Source organism: Pantoea sp. X-Soil-TKNS-1207 (genome assembly GCF_059730485.1).
The window spans coordinates 2155332-2176061 of record NZ_AP035958.1 but is presented as its reverse complement, the minus strand read 5'-3'; the positions used below and the strand labels follow the sequence as shown (position 1 = coordinate 2176061).

Annotated in this window: 19 protein-coding genes; 7 read left to right on the top strand and 12 right to left on the bottom strand. The window is 49.7% G+C overall.

Annotation, left to right across the window (positions count from 1 at the left end; all coding sequences use genetic code 11):
* Positions 1 to 169: 169 nt before the first annotated feature.
* On the top strand, positions 170 to 1480 hold the full coding sequence (locus AC6I8V_RS10200) for a hypothetical protein (protein WP_497842165.1): 1311 nt from the start codon (positions 170 to 172) through the stop codon (positions 1478 to 1480).
* Entirely contained in the window at positions 1480 to 2826 is a 1347-nt protein-coding gene (locus tag AC6I8V_RS10195; protein ID WP_497842164.1) for a hypothetical protein, read from the top strand. The genes AC6I8V_RS10200 and AC6I8V_RS10195 overlap by 1 nt, the downstream gene beginning before the upstream one ends.
* Before the next feature lie 54 nt (positions 2827 to 2880).
* On the opposite strand, the gene AC6I8V_RS10190 is transcribed toward AC6I8V_RS10195, so the two are convergent.
* The 4 genes from AC6I8V_RS10190 to AC6I8V_RS10175 all read right to left on the bottom strand — a co-directional run bounded on the left by AC6I8V_RS10190 (position 2881) and on the right by AC6I8V_RS10175 (position 5215).
* Positions 2881 to 3717, bottom strand: a complete 837-nt coding sequence (locus AC6I8V_RS10190; protein WP_497842163.1) for an alpha/beta fold hydrolase — start codon at positions 3715 to 3717, stop codon at positions 2881 to 2883.
* Positions 3718 to 3849: 132 nt separating this feature from the next.
* Entirely contained in the window at positions 3850 to 4047 is a 198-nt protein-coding gene (locus AC6I8V_RS10185) for a DUF1471 domain-containing protein (RefSeq protein ID WP_497842162.1), read from the bottom strand.
* Positions 4048 to 4217: 170 nt separating this feature from the next.
* Positions 4218 to 4955 (bottom strand): Fic/DOC family protein, encoded by a 738-nt coding sequence (locus AC6I8V_RS10180; protein ID WP_497842161.1) that lies wholly within the window; start codon positions 4953 to 4955, stop codon positions 4218 to 4220.
* Positions 4952 to 5215 (bottom strand): hypothetical protein, encoded by a 264-nt coding sequence (locus tag AC6I8V_RS10175; protein WP_497842160.1) that lies wholly within the window; start codon positions 5213 to 5215, stop codon positions 4952 to 4954. Before AC6I8V_RS10175 ends, AC6I8V_RS10180 begins: the two co-directional genes overlap by 4 nt.
* Positions 5216 to 5417: 202 nt before the next feature.
* Between AC6I8V_RS10175 and fliD the strand changes: the two genes are divergently transcribed.
* A complete protein-coding gene (gene fliD, locus AC6I8V_RS10170) occupies positions 5418 to 6830 on the top strand; it encodes a flagellar filament capping protein FliD (protein WP_497842159.1) in 1413 nt (470 codons plus the stop codon).
* A gap of 72 nt (positions 6831 to 6902) precedes the next feature.
* Positions 6903 to 8003, top strand: coding sequence for an AAA family ATPase (locus AC6I8V_RS10165; protein ID WP_497842158.1), 1101 nt, complete (start codon positions 6903 to 6905; stop codon positions 8001 to 8003).
* On the opposite strand, the gene tatC is transcribed toward AC6I8V_RS10165, so the two are convergent.
* From tatC to AC6I8V_RS10125, 8 genes are all read right to left on the bottom strand, one after another.
* Positions 8000 to 8746, bottom strand: a complete 747-nt coding sequence (tatC, locus tag AC6I8V_RS10160) for a Sec-independent protein translocase subunit TatC (RefSeq protein ID WP_497842157.1) — start codon at positions 8744 to 8746, stop codon at positions 8000 to 8002. The genes AC6I8V_RS10165 and tatC overlap by 4 nt on opposite strands.
* Positions 8747 to 8756: 10 nt before the next feature.
* Positions 8757 to 9257 (bottom strand): Sec-independent protein translocase protein TatB, encoded by a 501-nt coding sequence (gene tatB / locus AC6I8V_RS10155; RefSeq protein WP_497842156.1) that lies wholly within the window; start codon positions 9255 to 9257, stop codon positions 8757 to 8759.
* A 3-nt stretch (positions 9258 to 9260) separates the two neighbouring features.
* Positions 9261 to 9524, bottom strand: a complete 264-nt coding sequence (locus tag AC6I8V_RS10150; RefSeq protein ID WP_497842155.1) for a Sec-independent protein translocase subunit TatA — start codon at positions 9522 to 9524, stop codon at positions 9261 to 9263.
* A gap of 70 nt (positions 9525 to 9594) precedes the next feature.
* Positions 9595 to 11322: a hypothetical protein gene (locus tag AC6I8V_RS10145; protein WP_497842154.1), complete on the bottom strand. Its 1728-nt coding sequence runs from the start codon at positions 11320 to 11322 to the stop codon at positions 9595 to 9597.
* Between the two features lie 1039 nt (positions 11323 to 12361).
* The gene (locus tag AC6I8V_RS10140; RefSeq protein ID WP_497842153.1) at positions 12362 to 13630 is read right to left on the bottom strand and encodes a glycerate kinase type-2 family protein; all 1269 of its coding nucleotides are present in this window, start codon (positions 13628 to 13630) and stop codon (positions 12362 to 12364) included.
* Between the two features lie 68 nt (positions 13631 to 13698).
* Positions 13699 to 14490 (bottom strand): alpha/beta fold hydrolase, encoded by a 792-nt coding sequence (locus tag AC6I8V_RS10135; protein WP_497842152.1) that lies wholly within the window; start codon positions 14488 to 14490, stop codon positions 13699 to 13701.
* Between the two features lie 10 nt (positions 14491 to 14500).
* Positions 14501 to 15328 (bottom strand): sugar phosphate isomerase/epimerase family protein, encoded by an 828-nt coding sequence (locus AC6I8V_RS10130; protein ID WP_497845735.1) that lies wholly within the window; start codon positions 15326 to 15328, stop codon positions 14501 to 14503.
* The gene (locus AC6I8V_RS10125; RefSeq protein ID WP_497845734.1) at positions 15328 to 16404 is read right to left on the bottom strand and encodes a Gfo/Idh/MocA family protein; all 1077 of its coding nucleotides are present in this window, start codon (positions 16402 to 16404) and stop codon (positions 15328 to 15330) included. Before AC6I8V_RS10125 ends, AC6I8V_RS10130 begins: the two co-directional genes overlap by 1 nt.
* 201 nt (positions 16405 to 16605) lie before the next feature.
* Here AC6I8V_RS10125 and AC6I8V_RS10120 point away from each other — a divergent pair, with 201 nt between their 5' ends.
* The 3 genes from AC6I8V_RS10120 (at position 16606) to ptsG (ending at position 20676) form a co-directional block, all read left to right on the top strand.
* Positions 16606 to 18297, top strand: a complete 1692-nt coding sequence (locus AC6I8V_RS10120; RefSeq protein WP_497845733.1) for an SgrR family transcriptional regulator — start codon at positions 16606 to 16608, stop codon at positions 18295 to 18297.
* 238 nt (positions 18298 to 18535) lie between these two features.
* Complete coding sequence (hxlB, locus tag AC6I8V_RS10115) at positions 18536 to 19093, top strand: 6-phospho-3-hexuloisomerase (RefSeq protein ID WP_497845732.1); 558 nt, start codon at positions 18536 to 18538, stop codon at positions 19091 to 19093.
* Between the two features lie 65 nt (positions 19094 to 19158).
* Positions 19159 to 20676, top strand: a complete 1518-nt coding sequence (gene ptsG / locus AC6I8V_RS10110) for a glucose-specific PTS transporter subunit IIBC (RefSeq protein WP_497845731.1) — start codon at positions 19159 to 19161, stop codon at positions 20674 to 20676.
* The last annotated feature ends 54 nt before the right edge of the window (positions 20677 to 20730 follow it).

Sequence of the window (20730 nt, the reverse complement as noted above, 5' to 3'; positions counted from 1 at the left end):
AGTGTGAAGACGATGCGGCCTGAAAAACGCGCGGTGATTATCACAACCGAAGGCTGTGAATTAAGGAAAATATCATCCCTGGCTTCTTCATGGTGTGCTAGGTTTTCTTCGCTCTGTGTCTGGTGATTGCGAGCCTGGAGCAGGAGAGTCATTTATGGAGGAATAAACAATGATCAGACGCACTGACGGCACAACATCCTCACCGGTAGCAACTCCTTCCGTAAGTCCGACCGTTGCGACCACAAGCGCAATGACACAGTCCACGTCATCAATTAAAAACACCGCGGTAGTTCAGGCTTCCCGGGCTTCGGCCTCGCCGCCCGCCCCAGCTGTGGCGGGCACCAGCAGGGAAGTGCCACACCCGCCACGCTATACTCTGGTGAAGAGTACGCCTCAAGAGTACTTTAACGCAGCGGCTGAAATAACACTGGCAAATCTGGCGAAGCAGGGCAAGGCTAACACGACGAATAAACCGAAAAGCTTCACATGGCCGCCAGCGTTTAAATCCCATCACAAAGAAGTAACGTGTGTTAAGCCACCCGTTATTCCCTTCAGTGGAAAAGCCAAAACGCCACCGGACACCTTTATTGACAATATAAAATCACTGCAAAAAACCAGACCGGAAGATGTCCCAATTATCGTTCCCCGGCTGATAACCATGATTGGAGAAATTGGGGATATTGCGCTCAGCAACATTCAATATTCCAGTGAAGCCATAAAAAAGATGGAAAATTCACTCGTCTTTAAAGAGGGCTATCTTATTCATCAAATCGAGAAGTCTTTCTCTCCGCCAGGAACCCATGATTCAGAAACCATACAAATTGATTACCCAAAAGGGATGAATCAACAGGAAAGGGATAAATTACATTATCACGCCAGAACGGATTTGATGGCTTTTAAAGCTCTGACCAGCACCGCCATAGCCCAGTACCGAAAGGGCCAGATATCACTGGCCGACCTGAATATGATTCAGCTTGACCTGGTCAATGCCATTGAGTTTTTGTCGGGTGAGATGCGTTGCCGCGCTATCCATTTTATGCTTTCAGAGGATCGTAACTATCTTACCTCACCGGAAATTTTAACTGAGATAGCGAAACGCTATGTTAATGAAAAGTTTGAGTGGCCGCATACCATTTTTGCCGCACTCAGCGCTGCGTTAGAAAAACACGCTATTAATTTTATCGGTAAAGAAAAATACGAGAAATTTGACAAGAGTGATTTTAAAGGCATTCAGGCTGCTTTGACAGAATTTAAAGAGGATACGCATATACAACGTTTTATTGGGGTGATGAAGGCTTATCTTGACAATGCTGATTGTCATTTAAAAAGATGTTATTCAAGAGCAGGCTATATCGTTAAGCTGCACAGGACACTGTTAATCCCCGATATAGGCGTTTTCAAAGAGGAACTTGATAAGCAGTATGCTATTGAAGTAGCCGAACGCAAGAGGGAAGCCGAAATAACCAGGCGGAAGAAATAATGATAAGACTCAGCGGTAGCGGCACAATAGCGCAGCAAAATGTCGTTCAGCAGACGGTGGTAACGCCACCTGCCGTAAGTGCATTAAACCAGGTGAAGATCAGTGTGAACAACAGCGTGTCATCACTGGCTTCTCAGGCCGCTGGGAACAATAGCTTGCAAGCGCCGCACCGCGCCATGCGCTCGCAGCCTGTCTGTGCAACGGTTTCATCCGCGCCAGCGATAAGCGCGATCGCGCAACCCTCTTCGATCCTGCAATGCTTCAAATCGCTCAGGAAGCGATCGAGTGTTAATAACCGTTCGCCTGCTTTGCTGGTTCCTCAAACCCACAAAGCAGCGCAGGGGAAAGTTAAGTTTGTTGCGGCGGAGGTGCAAGCGACCTGTTTAATGCCCGAGCTTATTCATAGCGATCGTTATGGCGAATATTTTCCATTTGATGGGTTAAAATCCTGCATAAGAAATTGCCTTGAAAACAAACACAAACAGATGCCATTTCTGAGTGCCGAACTTAATAAATTGATTGATAAGATCGGCATCATCAGACCGCGAGCAACGCAACTTGCCAATGCCGATAGCGTTGAAAAATTAAAGCATGAAATCAATGCAGTCTGGCATGAAGCAAAGACATTGATGATGGAAATTGAAGACGCATTCTGGCTGAAGCATCGGCATTATCTTATCAACGATCAGCCGATAAGATATTTTTATTCCGGGTTGGCCGATGAACAAGAAGCCAGAGTTGAATACCATCTCGTTAAAGAGCGTCTGGTTAACTCGGTCAACCTGTGTGCTTATAATCTTGTCTACAGATTGACCCATGCTTTGCAACATAAGATGGCAGGTGCTGAGATGAAAGATGTGCTGCATCATCTGATTAATACGCTCGAAAATTTTACTCACCCGGAGCGGGAGAATGCGATTTATCATATGCTGGTGGATAAAACCTGTCCGCTTTACGTGTTAAGCCCGGTGGTAAAAACCTATATTGATGACGACAGCATTATATCCCCTACGATTTTCTTTATGGTTTGCGACAATTTCGAGAAATATATTAAAGACACCCTGGGCGATGAGCGCTACACCCAACTGGCTGAGCAATTGAAAAGCGAACGGTCAGAAGAGGGGGGATATAATGACATTAAAAATGGTCTGTCATTTTTAATGGAAAACGAGGCGTTTGCATCAATGATCACCAGCCTGAGAGCCGGATTTAATGGCCTTTTTTCAGACAGGCTACGATATGATCTTGCTGACCGACTCTATGTAAGAAATCTGCATCCGATACTGTTAATTGAAAGCCAGGAAGAATACTTAAGGGTGAAGAATAAATCTTTTGCCGTTTCATAATGACAGAGGATCATCCCTGTGTTCTCCTCTGCCTTTTTCTTTTAAATTACCGCATCAGGCGCGAATAAATTCGAGCAGGTCAGCGTTGATCGTATCAGCATGGGTGGTATGCATACCATGTGGATAACCGGGATAAATTTTTAGCGTGCTGTTGGACAGCAATTTATCCTGTAACAGCGCCGCCTGCTTGTAAGGCACCACCTGATCGTCATCACCCTGCATCACCAGCGTCGGAACCGTTATTGCCTGCAAATCTTCCGTCTGATCGGTTTCCGAAAAGGCGGTGATGCCGTCGTAATGGGCTTTGGCACTGCCAATCATACCCTGTCGCCACCAGTTCTGAATGGTGCCCTGGGAAATCTGCGCGCCTTCGCGGTTAAAACCATAGAAGGGGCCAGAGGCGACATCGAGATAGAACTGCGCACGATTTCCGGCGACGCCCGCACGAAAACCATCAAAAACCTCCAGCGGCGTGCCGTCAGGATTGTTTTCGGTTTTCAGCATCAGCGGCGGAACCGCACTGATCAACACGGCTTTCGCCACGCGTCCCTGCGGCTGTCCAAATTTGGCGACATAGCGCGCCACCTGCCCACCGCCGGTGGAGTGGCCAATATGCACGGCATTATGCAGGTCGAGATGCTCAGCCACCGCAGAAGCATCGGCGGCGTAGTGGTCCATATCATGGCCTTCACTCACCTGATCTGACCGCCCATGACCACGGCGGTCAAAGGCGACAACCCGGAATCCTTTGGATAAAAAGAACAACATCTGATTGTCCCAGTCATCCGCGCTTAACGGCCAACCGTGGTGGAAGACGATCGGCTGCGCATCTTTTGATCCCCAGTCTTTAAAGAAGATATTTACGCCATCTTTTGTCGTTACAAATGCCATAGAACAGACTCCTCATGTGATAGAAAAACAACTTAGGGTTTTCTTAATCAGATCTGTTGCTGCCGGGGAAAAGTGACGCAATCTTTCCCCCCGCAACAGTATAGCCAGAGAAGTTTGTTACCATAGAGGGTGTTATCTGATTAACTCAGCCGGGGTTTCGATATGATTAACGTAACGCGCGCTGTCGACACGGTATGACGCGCCAGCCTCTTTAGCCTGCATCACGACTCTGGCTTCGGCGTTATCCAGCATGGTGGCATGGGCGGAGAGGTTTTGTGCAAAGCTACTGAAGGAGAGTAGCGCCAGGCTGATAATCGTTACGTATTTCATGATGGTTTCCGGTTCGCTCAATAGTGATGAGGTGTTCGCCTCGATTGCACAAATTGTAGGCTCCGGCTCGCCATAACAACATACGTGATACCTGGCGAAGTGGTTCAGAGAATTTGAATAACAGCAGAGCGGGCAGCTGGCGGGAGAGGGCGGGAGAGGGCGTGATGGGGTCAATCTGAATAATATGTTCTATCCGACTTATAGCGCTGCTGAACTTCTGGATCATCTAAACTTTCGTATGAAATATCTTCTTTATCTAAACCGTCTAACCCTTTTAGTCTGCCAATCATCTCGGGCCATTCCTCACGACTTGAGATATTAACAACATAGGGTTTCAGATATCTGTCAAGATGTCCTTTCGCGGGAGTATTTATCTCCTCGCTTAGAGCATTCAGATAATCCTCTTTTTGGGTTCTTGCCCAATCAATGGTAAAGCCCGCACGATATGACAGCTCCATAAAAGCCAACAAAATAGTTCGGCCGTTGCCATCGAGAAAAGGATGAGCAAAGGCCAGAAGCCCCATAACTTCGCCAGGCTTGTCCTTAAATCTTTGGTGATCAGAGGCTAAACGCAATGCATAGTCAACGGCCAAACGAATTGAATGTGGCTGTTCAAAAGCGGTATGCCGTGGATTTTCAGCCGATCCTTTGAAAACCGCCAAATGAGGGACTAACTCATTTCTGTCTTTACCAGCCCACGGATAAAATTCGCAAAAAAGGATTTCATGGACTTTTAAGAATGTGGAGTAAGTAATAGATGATTGTTCGGCCAGGAATGCGAGCGCGTCTTCAATACTTAATTCAAAAGCCATATGCTCTGAACTTTTAACCTCATCAGGATCTTTTAAGCCAGCGGTATTCTGCAAATAACCGGCCGTTTCAAAATCGCCGAATGGATCGAAGTTCATGCACTGAAATTCTTCTTAAGATTACGCTTTTCTTTCAAATATTCAGCCTGCAGGGTTAGCGTTTCAGACTTTGTAAGCACGCCCTTTCTTTTAAGATTAACCAGTACCTGCTCAATTTTATCAAGTTCCACCGCATCACCCGCCAGGCCAGTGATTGCCAGCGCCATACGACTAATGTCATCCCGGATGGCAGAGACATTATGAACTGCGGCAAGATTAAGGACTTTACTGGCAACGCTTACGTGAGCTGTTTTTGGCATCAGGCTACCCTCCATTAATCTGTCAATTCTAGCATGATGGCGAGGTACTGTCTTTGGGAACCCCGCCCGTTTGTAAACCGCAAAATGCCGACACAACACCCGCCTTTTGTAAGGATTCCGTATGGATTTTTACATTTACACTTAAGTTTGTGGTAATCATACCGATAACGTATGTAAATTTTCATTACAAGGAGGATGAGAAATGGCTGGTGTTTCTACATTAGGAATCGGCTCTGGATTAAAGCTGAGTGAAATACTCGATAAACTGACGAGCGCAGAGAAGCAGGTTTTAGCCCCTATTTCAAAACAACAATCGGCTGCGACCGCCAGGCTGTCTGGCTATGGGACGCTGAAAACCGCGATCCAGAGTTTCCAGACGGCGAACACAAAGTTGCAGGACGCCGGGCTTTATACCCAGACCAGCGTGACAAGCAGCACAACGGCGTTCAGTGCCGATTCGAATGGCGGGGCGCTCCCCGGAAAATACAACATCAACGTCACCCAGCTGGCGCAATCCCAAACCCTCACCAGCGTAGCCAGGGGGGATACCAAGGCACCGCTTGGCGGAGATGGGGCAAGCAGGACGCTGAAATTCGTCGCGGCGGATGGTAAAGAGAAAAGCATCACACTCAGCAAAGAGCAGACTTCGCTTTCCGCATTACGTGATGCCATCAACAAAGCGGATGCCGGCGTCAGCGCCAGCCTTATTCGTGTTTCCGGTTCTGAATATCGTCTCTCCCTGACAACCACTGAAACGGGCACCAGTCACGCCATTAAATCGATTGAAGTGACCGGTGACGACGCATTGCAGGGATTTATTGGCTTTGATTCAACCAGTACCAGCAATGTTATGACGCAAAACGTTGCGGCGCAGAATGCCATTTTGTCGATAAACAATGTCAGCATCGACAGCAGCAGCAATGTCATCACTGAAGCGATGGAAGGCGTGACGCTGAAGATTCACGATGTCACTACCGGTAATCAGACGCTTACCGTCACCAGCGACAGCTCGAAAGCCAAAACGGCGATCACCGAGTGGGTCAATGCCTATAACTCGTTACAGGATACGATGGGCAATCTGACCCGTTATACCCCGGTCGACGCAGGCAAAGATCAGGACACAAAAAATGGTGCTTTGCTGGGAGATGGAACGCTGCGTCTGATTCAGGCTCAGCTGAAAGGCATACTTGCCAATGGCTCCGGCTCCTCTATCTATAAGACGATGACCCACGCCGGTATTACCACCGATCCGACCAATGGCAAGCTCAAAGTCGACGACGACAAGCTTGGCAAGGCGCTTTCAGCTAATGCGGAAGCCGTGCGTGATGTGTTTGCTGGCGATAGTAAAAAAACCGGTGTTGCTACTGGCCTGGCTACAGGCCTCACTGGATTCCTGAGCAGTAAAGGTGTGCTACAGGGCGCGACGGACAGCATCAGTAAAAAACTCAATGGGTTAACTGATCAGTACAACAACGCCAGCAAAAAGATCGATGCGACGGTTGCCCGATATAAAGCGCAGTTTACCCATCTCGACACGATGCTCAGCGCGCTAAATAACACCAGCACCTATTTAACTCAGCAGTTTGAGACCCTTTCTGACAGCAAAAATAAATAGCGGCATTTAACATCGGGTGACGTGAGATGTTACGGTAAGGCTTTCGCGTCATTTTCTCCGGAGCAGCAGGCCATGATCAAATCCTTCCATATGCAAAACTATCGTTCAGTGAAGGAGATAGCGTTTGAAATGGGAAATCTGAATGTGGTCTTCGGACCAAACGGCTGCGGAAAATCAAACATTTATAAAGCCATCAATCTGATATCTTGTGGTGCCAGTGGCACCCTTGCTTATGAGCTTTCTGATGAAGGCGGGATTGAAAATGTGATGTGGTCAGGATCACGCAGAAGTAAATCTCTGATGGCAAATCCGTACCGCTTAATTCTTGGCTGCGAGCTGGAGCATTTTGAGTATGAAATCCAGATCGGTTATCCCGACAAGCTGCCATATCCCACCCAGTTCGAACTCGATCCGGTGGTGAAAGAAGAGGGCATCTGGCTGGCCGATCAGCGCCGGAGACCCTCTTCACAGGTGATGAAAAGACGGAATCAGGCAGTTAATCTCACGGACATCAATGGCAATAAAGTCACTCTGACCGAACATATTTACGAGAATGAATCCGTTTTCAGCCAGTTGAGCGACCCTCATCTTTATCCTGAGGTGTCCACTATCAGGGAAACGTTCCGCAACTGGCGTTTTTATCATGATTTCAGCATCTCAAAACATTCGGTTTTGCGATCGCCTCAACCCGGCTACCGTTCGCCGGTGCTGGCCGGGAACGGAGCGAATCTGGCCGCTGCTTTTCAGACCATTGTCGAGATTGGAGACAGTGAACTTCTCACTGAAATTCTGGCGGAGGCTTTTCCCGACTGCGCCTTCTTTTGCGTTAATGACAAAGCCAGATTCCAGCTCTATATGAATCGCAAAGGTCTGGCGCGCCCGCTGGAAATGAGAGAAATGTCAGACGGCACTCTCAGATTTCTTTGTCTGACCGTGGCGTTGCTAAGTCCTCGTCCGCCGGGGTTTATTGCATTGAATGAACCCGAGAATAGTCTCCATCCGCAGATGCTGCCGGCCCTGGCAAAACTGATCGCGGAAGCCAGCCGCTACTCCCAGTTATGGCTGACCAGCCATTCCCCCGATCTTGCCCATCTCATCGGTAAGCATACGAATTTCAGGTTATTTGAGCTGGCGATTACGGAGGGTGAAACGACAATGCTGCGGGTTGACTAGCCCTGGTTTGATTCCGGGTGCATCTGTTTGCCGCTGTAGAACCGCGCGAAAAATATCCCCATTTCAAACAGGCAGTACATGGAAACAGCCAGTAGTGTCTGAGAGTACACATCCGGCGGCGTCAGTACCATGCCAACCACAAAGGCCCCAACTAACACATACGGACGCTTGCTGCACAAATCCCCCGGCGTGGTGACGCCAATCCAGCACAGCAGGACGATTGCCACCGGAACCTCAAACGACACGCCAAAGGCGATAAACAGGCTAATGACAAAGTCGAGATAGCTGCCAATATCGGTTGAAACCTGTACGCCTGCCGGTGCCGTGTGAGTCAGGAAACCAAACGCCAGCGGGAACACCACAAAATAGGCAAACGCCATACCGATATAAAACAGCAGGGAGCTGGAAATCAGCAGCGGTAACACCAGTCGCCGCTCATGTTTATAGAGGGCCGGTGCCAGAAATGCCCACACCTGATAAAGGATCACCGGAACAGCGAGGACCAGCGAAACCATTAAGGTCAGCTTAATCGGCGTGAAGAAGGGCGAAGCCACGTCCGTGGCAATCATGGTCGATCCGGCTGGCATATGTTTTATCAGCGGGGCAGAGACCAGCTGGTAAATATCGTTGGCAAAAAAGACCAGAGACAAAAAAATCACCAGGACTGCAACAAGGCAGTTGAGGAGCCGCTTGCGCAGCTCCGTCAGATGTGAAATCAGGGGTTGAGTGTCTTCAGTGTTCATAATAATGATTTTATTCGGATTTCAGGGAGGATTTCAGAACCGATGTCTCTGAGCATGGCCTGAATATAATGTTCTCTTCCGGCTGCACCGCTGTAGTATCGGCTATCTCAGGCATGTCCGTCGTCGCTGCTTCCACAGGGTGCGGGATGACATCCTCCTGCTGTGTCTCACTCTCTGTATGCGGCGGATAAGGTTCATCATCAACCTGCTCTGGCGTATGCAAACAGGAGCGCTTCACGGATTCTGTCGTATCGCGTAGCTCATCAATTGACTCTTTTAGTGCTGGCGAAAGGCTGTTCAGGCTTGTCTGTTCGACTTTTCTCAGGCTTTCCTGAAACTCCTGTATTTTTAACTCCTTAGCCAGTTCGTTTTGCACTGATGAAGCCAGCGAACGTACTGCCCGGATCCAGCCAGTTACCGTTTTTACTGCAACCGGCAGGCGTTTTGGCCCGAGCACAACAAGGCCAATGATGCTCACCAGCAACAGTTCACTGATGCCAGTATTAAACACGGATTACACCTGCTCTTTTTCGTGGCGTTTAATTGCGCCTTTATCCGTAGCATCCTGCTTTTCAGACAGTGAGTGCGGAGGAAAATCTGCGTCCTGTTGGGATGCAGCACTGTTTTCCGGTTTATCAGTTTCGCTGCCCATGGCATTTTTAAAACCTTTAATAGATGCCCCGAGGTCAGCGCCCAATGAACTCAATTTTTTTGTGCCAAAAAGAAGAACAACAATGACAGCGATAATTAATAACTGCCAGATACTGATGCCACCCATATATACTCCTCTGTATCAGGTGATAATTAAATTAGGGCGTGCAGGATTGCACGCCGCTGGTTAAGTGACGTTAACCTCTCCGCATACGGGAGCGTCTGGTTTCGCGTGTTTTATCATTTGATGGTTCAGTGCGTGTGGTTACGCTTTTTTCTGCCATCATCATCGGCCCGGTTGTCCAGACATCGCCGCCCTTATATTCATATTCCACCAGGGGAACACGACCCACCGTTTTCTCTTTTATTTCGCTGAACCAGTGTGCAGGGTCAACACGGATTTTCATGCTTTTCACTTTAAAGCTGGGGACCTTACCGTTATCTGAAAAATCGGTAACGCCTTCTAAGGGTTTCAAATAGGTGTTGCCTTTATAGTGAACCTCATCGCTGCCATCATTGTAATATTCACCAAAGTTAGGCTCAGAATAAAAAATAACCCTTAAGCCACGCGGAACTTTTGCAAAAAGTACATCAATACCAAGGCTGTCTGTAGAACCTGGTGTGACAATATTAGGATAATCGCCAGGTGTTAGAGCCATCAATAACGCTGAAGATTTATGCGAAATCAATGCGAAGCAATCATTCCCTGTAAATGGTGCATCCCCAGAGACAACCTCTTTACTGAATGTAGGCAAAGTCAATCCTGCATAACCACCTCCGTCCACATATGGAGATTTACGAAACGCGTCATTTACCGGCCCAACATAATTATTCTCAATAAACAGCTTAATCATGTTTTTTGCATCCGGTAGGTTCTTGCCAAATAGCGAATTAAAGCTATTAACAACTATCGAATGTGTTTCACACATGTTGATGACATCCGTATTAAGGAGGTTATACAACCGAGCACGTTCTCGGATTACATCATGTGTCCAACGAATAGTATCATATTTATCATAGCCAGACAGTGATGTTGAATTGGTATTAGGATTACCGGAAGGATAAGTATTCGCTGTGCGCCATTGACCAATTGGAGTACCCCAATCAGTTATCGCTATATCTCTTGATGAGTGGACTCCCAAATAACCAATATTTGTTAACTTCTCAAGATATTTGTATTGCCCCTGAAGTAACTCTTCAATCAGCTCTACTGTTTTTCCAACGTCATCGCCATCTTTGAAGCATTGCAAACGTGAGTTAAGTGCCAACATATAGATACTATTGAAGTCATTTACCAGTGATGCGGCCTCATAATGCCTGGTAAAGGAATCGTTATTATAAAAATAGTTTTTTATTTCCAGGCAGCAAAAAATTAATGCTTCCCACTCAGAAGGCAACCCTAAGCTCCATGTGGATTCGTCGGTATTACCAGAGTTATTTGCCCTGACTGATTCCATGCGCAAGGAATATGCATCAATTAATGCAAGGAATTTTTTCTGCATTTGCGTGAACTCATACTCATCCAGAGCAGATTTTATGCGCTTATCGATCTCTTCTCTTACACCCTCCATCGTTATTCCGGAGGGGAACATAAGATCGAACAATATCATTACAACAGGAGCGATAGCCCCCAGCGTTGCTTTTCCAAATACCTTGCCAATTAATGGGCCAAAACTTTTTTCAAGACGGAACTTTATTAAATCAGTAATCTGTTGACGAAGTATAACCTTGGCTGTATTAGGAAGAGCCAGATAAGGAGCCGCGCTGGACACCCCTGGAATATCATATTCTTCGAAGGACACACCATTGACCAATGATTGTGCAATGGCCGATTTAGTAAACACACCTCCGGTAAGCATAGTACCGGCGGCAACGGCACCACTGCCGACAATTAACTTTCTTCTCGACTTATTAATATCTTTCATAACAAATATAAAACATCCCAAACGTTAATTAATGGTTTTATCAGCTAACTCCGGGGGGAATTTATAATTATTTGCATATATGAGCTATTGGAAAGAGACGGCTTTAGCCGAGAAACAGAGGGGGGTGAGCAAGATAATTCTAGCCTGCGAAAATGTTTTTATACGCAAAATAAATAAAAGCCATTTTCGAACAAGATCTATTTAAACGGTGCTGATTTTTTCCTTTCTTTAGTCGATGCCAAAGAGCAGGGCGATGGCAGCATCTTTTCAGGCTGGGGTTGATTGTTAGTTATTGGCTGGCACGCTTCACATCGTTGAGAAAGATGGACAAAGGTTCCGGCCATTTGACGGGCGCGGCGCTTCGCTCCGGTGGTTTTCATCTTTGATCGCGATCCATAACTCGCGACAAATGGTCTGATGAAGACATGCTTCATTTTACCTTACGCCGATATCACCGATCTGAGTGAGGAAGAGTTGGCGCAGAAGCAGCAAAAAATACTGCGCGGAAATGGCAACAGCAGGTTTTATGCTGACAGGTTTTGTAAACCGAGGTCGCACCGGCTGGGTGGCACAGGAATTGTGTCCACCTGATTATCGTTTTCTACGACGATGTGTAGCTGAAGACGACGTAATTTTTACGTAGCGGCGTCAAAGCGGTTCATTAGTGGTTAAACAGGGTGATGAGAGAGATCGGGTTATGTGACCACATACGAATCGCAGACGTTTTTCCCATACTGAAACCGAGGTGGACAGCCCAATGTAGCCAGCATCAACAATGACGCATAATGTATATTATGTTAAATAAGCTATTCGCTTAAATCTACGTCCCGCTCCTCTCATCACTTTCCTTTGCTTACGCAGCCCATAAACAACAAAGCGGCGCGATTTATCGCGCCTGTTGCGTTACCCTGTCACGCCACTGATGTTAACGGCTGCCTGCCTGAGGCGTTGCCGCGTCTGAACCATGCTGACCAGTCAAACGCTGCACAAACTGTCCCTTAACTTCTCCGTGCGCCTTCTGATGCTTACCGCACGCTATTTAGTAAATCACCACACAGCGGAAATCGTTGACGTTGGTCAGCGTCGGCCCTGTGATAACGGAACTGCCGAGGGTTGCAAAAAAACTGTGCCCGTCATTATTGTCCAGTGCCGCTCTGGCATTGATATTGGCTTCCTGCGCTCTGAGGAGAGTGTCCGGTGTAATGCTGGCTCCGGCAATCTCTTCCTGGCCGTCAACGCCGTCGGTATCACCGGCAAGTGCCCAGATACCTGCCTGCCCGGCAAGCTGAATCGCCATCGAAAGGAGATATTCTACGTTGCGTCCACCGCGACCTTGTCCTCTGACTGTGACGGTGGTTTCCCCGCCAGACAGCAACACACAGGGCTTCGGGAACGGATGCCCACTGTCTGAGACTTGCAAGGCAATGCCCGCCATGACCTTACCGACATCACGCGCCTCCCCCTCCAGACGATCGCTCAGGATAAAAGCCGGGATCCCCTCTTGCTCCGCAATTCCGGCAGCCTCTTTTAGCGCCATCATCGGCGTAGATATAAGATGGGTTTCCGTGCGCTGCAAGCGGATGTCGCCGGGTTTGATGCTCTCGGCAGCGCCGGATGCCAGCAGAGATTCAATATGCGGTGCAATAGCAATTCGATAACGCTGCAAAATGGCCAGTGCGTCCTGGCAAGTCGTCGGATCGGCGACGGTCAGACCAGACGCGATATCGCAGGGATCATCACCCGGAACATCGGAAATCATCAGCGTCACCAGCTTTGCCGGATAACATGCTGCCGCAAGCCTGCCTCCCTTGACCGCCGAGAGATGGCGTCGGACACAGTTCATTTCGCGGATAGTCGCGCCCGATCGCAGCAATTTGCGGTTAATTTCCTGCTTCTCCGCCAACGATATACCTTCCAGCGGCAGCGACAACAGCGCCGAACCACCGCCAGATATCAGGCACAGCACGGTGTCATTCTCAGAAAGGTCGCTGACGGCAGACAGGATGCGTTTTGCCGCCAGCAGGCCTGCTTCATCAGGAACCGGATGTGCTGCCTCAATGATCTCAATATGCTGGCAAGGAACGGCATATCCGTAACGCGTTACTACCACCCCGCTCAGCTCGCCTTTCCAGTGATCCTCAACGGCTTTGGCCATCGCCGCCGACGCCTTACCCGCACCAATAACCAGAAGTTTTCCACTGGTCATGTTTGCAAGATATGTGGGGATAGTGTGCTGCGGCTGGGCGGACTCAATAGCGGCCAGAAACATGCGTTTCATCAGGGCTTCCGGGTTGTGTTCGTCTTTCATGAAGGACCTTATGAGCGTTGTCAGGGGGCCAGAATATTCACTTTCTGGCCGTACGCAGGGAGATTGAATCAAAGGATATTGCTGATGATTACGTCGGTAATATCACGGTTGTAACGTGCCCTGTTCAGCCCTTTTGGATAGGCTATATCAACCCGCTCCAGGCGCAGGTCTTCACAGATTCGCTCGGCTTTAGACAACGGATGGATCTCATCGTAAAGCGTTCCAATGACCCGAAATGGGATGCCTGAATTTCTCAGCCGTTCGGAGTCAAAACCGGGATCACCTGAGGTCATCATCCGCAGTAAGGGAATCACAAGATTCGGGTTGAGGGAAAACATCGCGATCAACGAACTGGCGTTGTCCGGTGATTTAAGGGAAAGCGACTGAAATATCTCGGTATTTTTGAAATGTTCCAGCCCTGCACGCGTGCCATATATGTCGATATAGTTGGCGATAACGCTGTGCACCTGCTGGCTCTCCGGCATAGGTTTGACGTGAAAAGCCGGCCGGACCAGGGTGGCGGACCTGATCCTTTCCGGATGACGTGCGGCAAGAACCGCACACATTGCCGCGCCCAGAGAAATACCCGCTACAGAAACAGTGTCCAGCTTAAGGTGATCAAGCAAGGCAATGACGTCAGCCGCGAAGGTGCTGATGCTGAGGTCAGAGACGGGGCCAAGATCGGATCCACCATGCCCACGGCAATTCAGGGTGATAAGACGATGCCGCTCATCGATAAATGTAGAATGGGTCTGTCTGTAATCGCCGGTAAGACCGTGCTGAAAGAGGATCACCGGACCTTCAACCTGGTTGTCGTAATAACTGAAGTTCAGCCCCTTATGCTGGAAGTTATGCAGCATGATTTTCCCCTTACGCCGTGTGAAGGTATCTGTCGAGCATACGGGAAACCTCTCCCGCCTCTTCAGCGGCCAGACCATGTGTCACCACGCAGCCGTCAAAGCCCGTTTCCCGCAAACGCGTAAGATAAAAATCGTAGTCGAGTACGCCACGGCCAGCCGTGGTGAAGGAACCATCAGGGGCACGGTCTTTAGCATGGGCAATCACGATATCCGGCCCAAGCAGATTAAGCGCCTGCAACACCACATGATGCTGCTGTTCAGGGGTGGCTTCTTCAAACAGGTTTGCCGGGTCGAAAATCACTTTGAGTAACGGGCTGCCCATCTCGTCAATCAGGCGACGCGCCTTGCTCGCGGAGTTAACCACATTGGCCAGCTCTGGCTCAATGCCCAATACCACACCATATTTCTCTGCGATGCTCAGCGCTTTACCCATCGAAACGACCAACGTATCCCATGCGTGCTGACTGTCGTTTTCCGGATGGAAACGCCACTGATCGTCAGGGTCCATACTGCCGGTGCAGAGCGTCACCAGAGGGCAATTCAGCATTTCTGCCGCCGCACAAATGGCATCCAGACATGCCATACCATGATCAATCACCACGGCATCGGGATGGGTCATATTGAACGTCGCTGAAATCGCTTCCAGTCGAACGTTGTGCTTTTTTGCCGCCTGACGGATTTGTTCAATCACGCGTTTGGGAATGGCTTCCGGTACGGCCTTCAGTCCGGCACTGGAAAAATTGAACTGCGTAGCCTGATAGCCGAGGCTGGCGATAAGCGCGAAGTTCTGGTCTACGTTCTCGGTGCTGAACGTTTTGGAAAAAATACCCTTATCCATCAGACTGATCCTCTTGCATCAGCAACGCGTACGGATTTACCGGTACGGGTTGATTCCTGAATCGCCACCATGGTTTTCACCGTACGCAGCCCCTCTTCCAGCGTTGCCGCGCGTGTAATCGGCTTCTCATTGAGAATGCAGTCTGCAAAGGCTTCCAGCTGACGGCGATAGAACTGACCATCCGCAGCCAGTGGGCGGGTGAAATTGCCGGTGGCTTTGCTGAAGATATCCACATCGCTGGATTTGTAGAACCACGGGTTATAGGTTTTCGCTACCACGCTGCCATTCTCACCATAAATCTGGAAGCCTTCATGCCAGTCCATATGGACACCCAGAGTCAGGTCGAGATGGCCCATGGTGCCATCGGCAAAGGCAACGTTCATAAACCAGCTCTGATGGCCCGCGCGTTTCAGGTAATGGGCTTCGATTTCGGTGATGTCACCCACCAGGTGCATTGCGGTGTCGATAAGATGGCTGCCGTGGGACAGCAGGTTGTATTGTTGCAGGTCGGCTTTCGGTGCAATTTTCGGTTTGCGCCTGGCTTCACTCAGGATCACCTGCGGCTGAACCGCATTGATAGTGAGGTAGCGCTGGCTGTTATCACAGTACCAGCCTTTATAGGCAACCAGCTGGCCCATTTCGGTCTGGATAAAATCGCGCGCGGCTTCAATACCGCCATCGAAACGTTTCATATGGCCAATCTGGAACAGGCGGTCAGTTTTTCTTACGACACTGACCAGCTCTTCGCACTCATCGATGGTGATACCTAACGGCTTCTCGCACAGAACATGTTTACCGGCGTTAACCGCCATAATCGCCAGCGGAATGTGGAACGCATCAGCTGTTGCGATGATAATGGCATCAACATTTTCATCATCCAGCATCTGCTGGTAATCCGCGTAAGCCACCGTCGGCTGCCAGATTGCTTTCATCCGCTCGCGCAAATCATCAGCAGCATCGCAGATGGCGTAGAGTTCGGCGTTGCAGGCTTTGGTGCAGGCTTCGAAATGACCAGCCTGCGAAATCGGTCCGCATCCCAGCACACCAACACGCAGTTTCTTTTCTTCAGCAAACATGGCGGTACCTCAATTATCCTGATTTCTGTTTGGCATAACGCTCGTTGGCAATATGCATCTGCCGCTATTATTGGCTTGCTGAAAAAACGGAAAACTGAAAAAATCACGCCAGTTTACTTCCGGTTTTAATCTGAAATGCCGGATAAATGTGATTTAACTCACACATACACTCGACCCTGCGCGAATTAAACCGGAAGAATAATGGCCGTAAAACTCTCAAGGCTGCATGACCAGTACATCCGACTCCAGCGGCGCTTTCATCCGGAGCGGGATATCAGTGTGATGGTTTCTGAGCTGACCGAGGTGCTAGGCTGCACGTCACGCAATGTGCGGCTGTTGCTCGGGGAAATGAATACGCTGGGTTGGATCCGCTGGGAACCAGCACGGGGACGCGGTCGGACGTCGAGGCTGGTTTTTCTGCGCGCGGCCGAGCATTTGCCGCAGGAAGAACTGAACAGGCTGCTGCAAAGTGGCAGGCTGGCAGAGATCCTCAGCCTGGGCGGCAGAGACAGCGAAACGCTGGAGAAGCAGCTCAGTGAACATCTTGGCGCCGTCATTGAAGGAGAAAACCGCATCATCCGGGTGCCCTGGTATCGCAGCATCAGCGCCCTCGAACCCTGGAAGCCTCAGCGCAGAACGGAGCGGCATCTGCTGCGCCAATGTTTCTCAGGGCTGACCCGCTTCGATGCGGCACAGAAACAGGTGGTCCCCGATCTTGCCCACCACTGGGAACACGACGGCACCGGCACATCATGGGATTTCTATCTCAAAAGCGGACTCAAGTTTTCTGACGGCTCTCCGTTGGGCGCTTCCGACGTAGAGCGGTGTATCAGCGCACTCCGCCGTTCCCCGGTATTCTCACGTCAGTTTCAAAACGTGGCGAAAATTACCGTCACGGACAGACAGCGCATTCGTTTTACGCTCAGCCAGCCCAACCTGAATTTCGCAAATCTTCTTTCCCACGCTCCGGCACTGATTTACGGCAGCAGCCGGGGCAAAACGCTTTATACCGGCCACTGGCAGGTAAAAAGCCATGATGATTTCAGCCTCGTGATGCGGGTTAATCCCTGGTATTACGGGGTGCGGCCGGTGATTGATGAAGTCAGTATCATGAAAATCGAATCTGACATTCTGGACATGGGGCGCATTCAGGTTTTTTATCAGGGTATGCAGCTGGCAGCGCAGCCCGGCCGTGATGAACGAATCGAGAAAGGTTCCTGCTTTCTTGTCGTTGACGGCAATGGCAGCTTCAGCTCTGAAGAGGATCGTATTTTCCTCAACCATGTACTCCAGCCGGTTGATATTCTTAAAAATTCCTCCCACACCCGCAGAATGCATCTCTCTCTTTCGGTCGCCCAGGGCCTGCTGCCGGGCTGGTATCACCGGATACTGGATATCGTGCCCCCTATCCGGCAGAAGATGCATCGTGAAATAACGCTGGCAACCTTTGAGCAGCCTGAACTGGCCAGACATGCCGAAGGGATTATCAGCATCCTGGAACGTTACGGTATCCGTTGCCGGTTAATCGTAAAATCCTACCAGGCGTTTTTCACCGCCCCGCCCACGGGGGTCGATCTCTGGCTCAGCAATGTGGTGATTGACGATGCCAGTGATTACACCGCCAACGCCTGGGTTCAGTCAGATCCCATTCTTGAACGCTGCGGTCGCGACTGGATCATCGAACGATCAGAGACTGGCCGGCTTATCGATGCAGGCGAATTACCCTGTGCGGCGTCTTTAGAGAAACTTGTCCGCCACTGGACGGCGCAGCGCTGGTTTATTCCGCTGGTTTACCACATTGTCGATCGCGATCAGATTCCGGGTACGACCACCGGTTTCACCAGTGAACTCGGCTGGATCGATTTCAGTGGAGCATGGTTCGACATCCGCTGATCGCGACAGTAGAAGCTTTCTCCGGCATTAGCCTTCTGCTAAGCACGTTGTTACCCACTGAATTTAATAGATTTTTCCGCTTGAGAAAAACGCAGGATTGGCTTGTTCATTTTGAACATGTCCAGCCCTGACGTGTAAATTTTTTGTGAAGCATGTGGCAAAATCGTAAGCCAGCCGTCGAGAAATAATCTTTCATAGAATATCTTCGTCCATGAAAGATTATTTCTTGAGGTGCATCATGGGTACGAAAAAATATTTCGACATCATCATCGGGGAACTGGAACACATACGAGAAACCGTCAGCGAGAAAGACTGCGCATCCCTGTTGTCGGCTATCTACCGCTGCCAGCGCATTTTTTGCTATGGACTCGGACGTGCTGGTTTTTCGATGAAAGCCTTCACCATGCGGCTGATGCATCTCGGAAAAGAAGTCAACTTTCTGACTGAAACCGTAACACCAGGATTTGGGCGTGGTGACCTGTTTATTATTTCTTCTGCATCTGGCGAGACGGCACATCTGGTTGCGCTGGCAGAAAAAGCCCACTCCCTCGGGGGTACCGTTGCCGTTCTGACAACCAATACATCGTCAAAAATCACGCAGTTTTGTGATGTCGTTGTGGGTATCAACGCCCCTGCCAAAAATCATCAAGGTTCAGGATTCAGCTCTGCTCAACCCATGGCTTCACTTTATGAACAGGCACTATTGGTTATTGGTGACTCGTTGATAATGCAGGCTGTGGATGAATCAGAGGAACCGGAAGAGAAGCTTTTTAAGCGCCACGCCAATCTCGAGTAAACCCTGATACCGCTTTGAGCGGGATTATGACACCAGAGCACTTATCCTTACCCCGGGTGAATATAATGACAACCAAACGCATACAACTATTAAATTTCAAAGCATTACAGAAATTCTCATCCGCGCTGATGCTTCCCATCGCGATCCTTCCTGCTGCTGGCCTGATTCTGGCGATCGGCACCTCTTTCAATATTGACTTGCTTGCTAACTGTGGTGGATTGGTGTTCCAAAACCTTCCCCTGCTGTTCTGCGTCGGTATTGTTATCGGTTTGACCGGCGATGGTTCTTCATCCCTGTCTGCCATCACAAGTTACATGATTCTCAACGCCACCATGGGCACACGGCTGGGCATTACGGACGCCAGCATTGCGGCCAGCAAAGGCGCTTACGCCAGTATTCTCGGCATCCCAACCTTGCAGACAGGGGTATTCGGCGGGCTGCTGGTTGCTATCTTCGTTTACTTTTTATACAAGCGTTTCCATAACATCGAGCTGCCGCAGTTTCTCGGCTTCTTCGGCGGTAAGCGTTTTGTGCCCATCGTCACGGCAGCAGTGGCGATCGCCGTGGGCTGGGTGCTGCCATGGCTGTGGATCCCGGTACAGCATGGTCTGACATCGCTTTCCACCTTCGTGACCAGCGGACACAATGCGAGCCTGGCGGCTTTCATTTATGCCGTCGGCGAACGCTCATTAATCCCCTTTGGCCTGCACCATATCTGGAACGTACCGTTCTACTATAACTTTGGTGAATATGTGACCAAAAGCGGACAGCTTGTGACCGGTGACATTCCTGTCTTCTTCGCCCAGTTACGCGATGGCGTGCCGCTGACCGCGGGGCTGTTTATGTCAGGTCGTTTCCCTATCATGATGTTTGGTCTGCCTGCCGCCGCACTGGCTATGTATCAGGAAGCACGTCCGGAACGTCGTAAAATGATCAAGGGCCTGCTGCTCTCTGCTGCCCTCACCAGCTTCGTCACTGGTATCACTGAACCGCTGGAATATGCCTTCCTGTTTGCGGCGCCAGTGCTCTATATCATTCACATTTTTGTGTATGCCTCTTCCTTCGTATTGATGCATATGCTGAACGTGCATATCGGTCACCCGTTTGCCGGTGGCCTGATCGATTTCGTCCTCAACGGCGTGTTGCCTAACCGTACGCCGTGGTATCTCGCGATTGTGGCGGGTGCCGGTTATGCCGTGATTTACTACACCTTCTTCCGCGTGTTAATCCGCAAACTGAACCTTAAAACGCCGGGTCGTGAAGAAGAGGAAGTTGTCGTTGAGGCGCCACTGGCACGTACTGAGCGTCCCTATGCCATCGTCGGTGCCATTGGTGGTTTTGAGAACATTGAAGATGTGGATGCCTGCGCCACCCGTCTGCGCCTGGCGCTGGTTGATGACAGTAAGGTTGATGATAAACGCCTTAAAGCCCTGGGTGCTGCCGGTCTGGTTAAACTCGGTGATGGCGGCGTTCAGGTCATCTTTGGCGGAAAATCACAAATCCTTCGCGATGAGATAAAAGACGCCATGCGCGCCCCGCGCAGAGAACCCTCCGTCGATGGCAACCTGGCCGCGGCGAAATAATCCCTGATTTATCACGGTGCGGACTTCCGCACCGTTTTTCATTGCGGAGAAAAT

Excerpts from the sequence above, each read along its gene's own strand:
- AC6I8V_RS10145 (WP_497842154.1), bottom strand. The coding sequence starts at position 11,322 with ATGAAAGATATTAATAAGTCGAGAAGAAAGTTAATTGTCGGCAGTGGT.
- AC6I8V_RS10175 (WP_497842160.1), bottom strand. The coding sequence starts at position 5,215 with ATGCCAAAAACAGCTCACGTAAGCGTTGCCAGTAAAGTCCTTAATCTT.
- AC6I8V_RS10180 (WP_497842161.1), bottom strand. The coding sequence starts at position 4,955 with ATGAACTTCGATCCATTCGGCGATTTTGAAACGGCCGGTTATTTGCAG.
- tatC (WP_497842157.1), bottom strand. The coding sequence starts at position 8,746 with ATGAACACTGAAGACACTCAACCCCTGATTTCACATCTGACGGAGCTG.
- AC6I8V_RS10195 (WP_497842164.1), top strand. The coding sequence starts at position 1,480 with ATGATAAGACTCAGCGGTAGCGGCACAATAGCGCAGCAAAATGTCGTT.
- AC6I8V_RS10140 (WP_497842153.1), bottom strand. The coding sequence starts at position 13,630 with ATGAAAGACGAACACAACCCGGAAGCCCTGATGAAACGCATGTTTCTG.
- AC6I8V_RS10125 (WP_497845734.1), bottom strand. The coding sequence starts at position 16,404 with ATGTTTGCTGAAGAAAAGAAACTGCGTGTTGGTGTGCTGGGATGCGGA.
- fliD (WP_497842159.1), top strand. The coding sequence starts at position 5,418 with ATGGCTGGTGTTTCTACATTAGGAATCGGCTCTGGATTAAAGCTGAGT.
- AC6I8V_RS10135 (WP_497842152.1), bottom strand. The coding sequence starts at position 14,490 with ATGCTGCATAACTTCCAGCATAAGGGGCTGAACTTCAGTTATTACGAC.
- AC6I8V_RS10185 (WP_497842162.1), bottom strand. The coding sequence starts at position 4,047 with ATGAAATACGTAACGATTATCAGCCTGGCGCTACTCTCCTTCAGTAGC.
- AC6I8V_RS10165 (WP_497842158.1), top strand. The coding sequence starts at position 6,903 with ATGATCAAATCCTTCCATATGCAAAACTATCGTTCAGTGAAGGAGATA.
- AC6I8V_RS10200 (WP_497842165.1), top strand. The coding sequence starts at position 170 with ATGATCAGACGCACTGACGGCACAACATCCTCACCGGTAGCAACTCCT.
- AC6I8V_RS10130 (WP_497845735.1), bottom strand. The coding sequence starts at position 15,328 with ATGGATAAGGGTATTTTTTCCAAAACGTTCAGCACCGAGAACGTAGAC.
- AC6I8V_RS10190 (WP_497842163.1), bottom strand. The coding sequence starts at position 3,717 with ATGGCATTTGTAACGACAAAAGATGGCGTAAATATCTTCTTTAAAGAC.
- ptsG (WP_497845731.1), top strand. The coding sequence starts at position 19,159 with ATGACAACCAAACGCATACAACTATTAAATTTCAAAGCATTACAGAAA.
- hxlB (WP_497845732.1), top strand. The coding sequence starts at position 18,536 with ATGGGTACGAAAAAATATTTCGACATCATCATCGGGGAACTGGAACAC.
- AC6I8V_RS10150 (WP_497842155.1), bottom strand. The coding sequence starts at position 9,524 with ATGGGTGGCATCAGTATCTGGCAGTTATTAATTATCGCTGTCATTGTT.
- AC6I8V_RS10120 (WP_497845733.1), top strand. The coding sequence starts at position 16,606 with ATGGCCGTAAAACTCTCAAGGCTGCATGACCAGTACATCCGACTCCAG.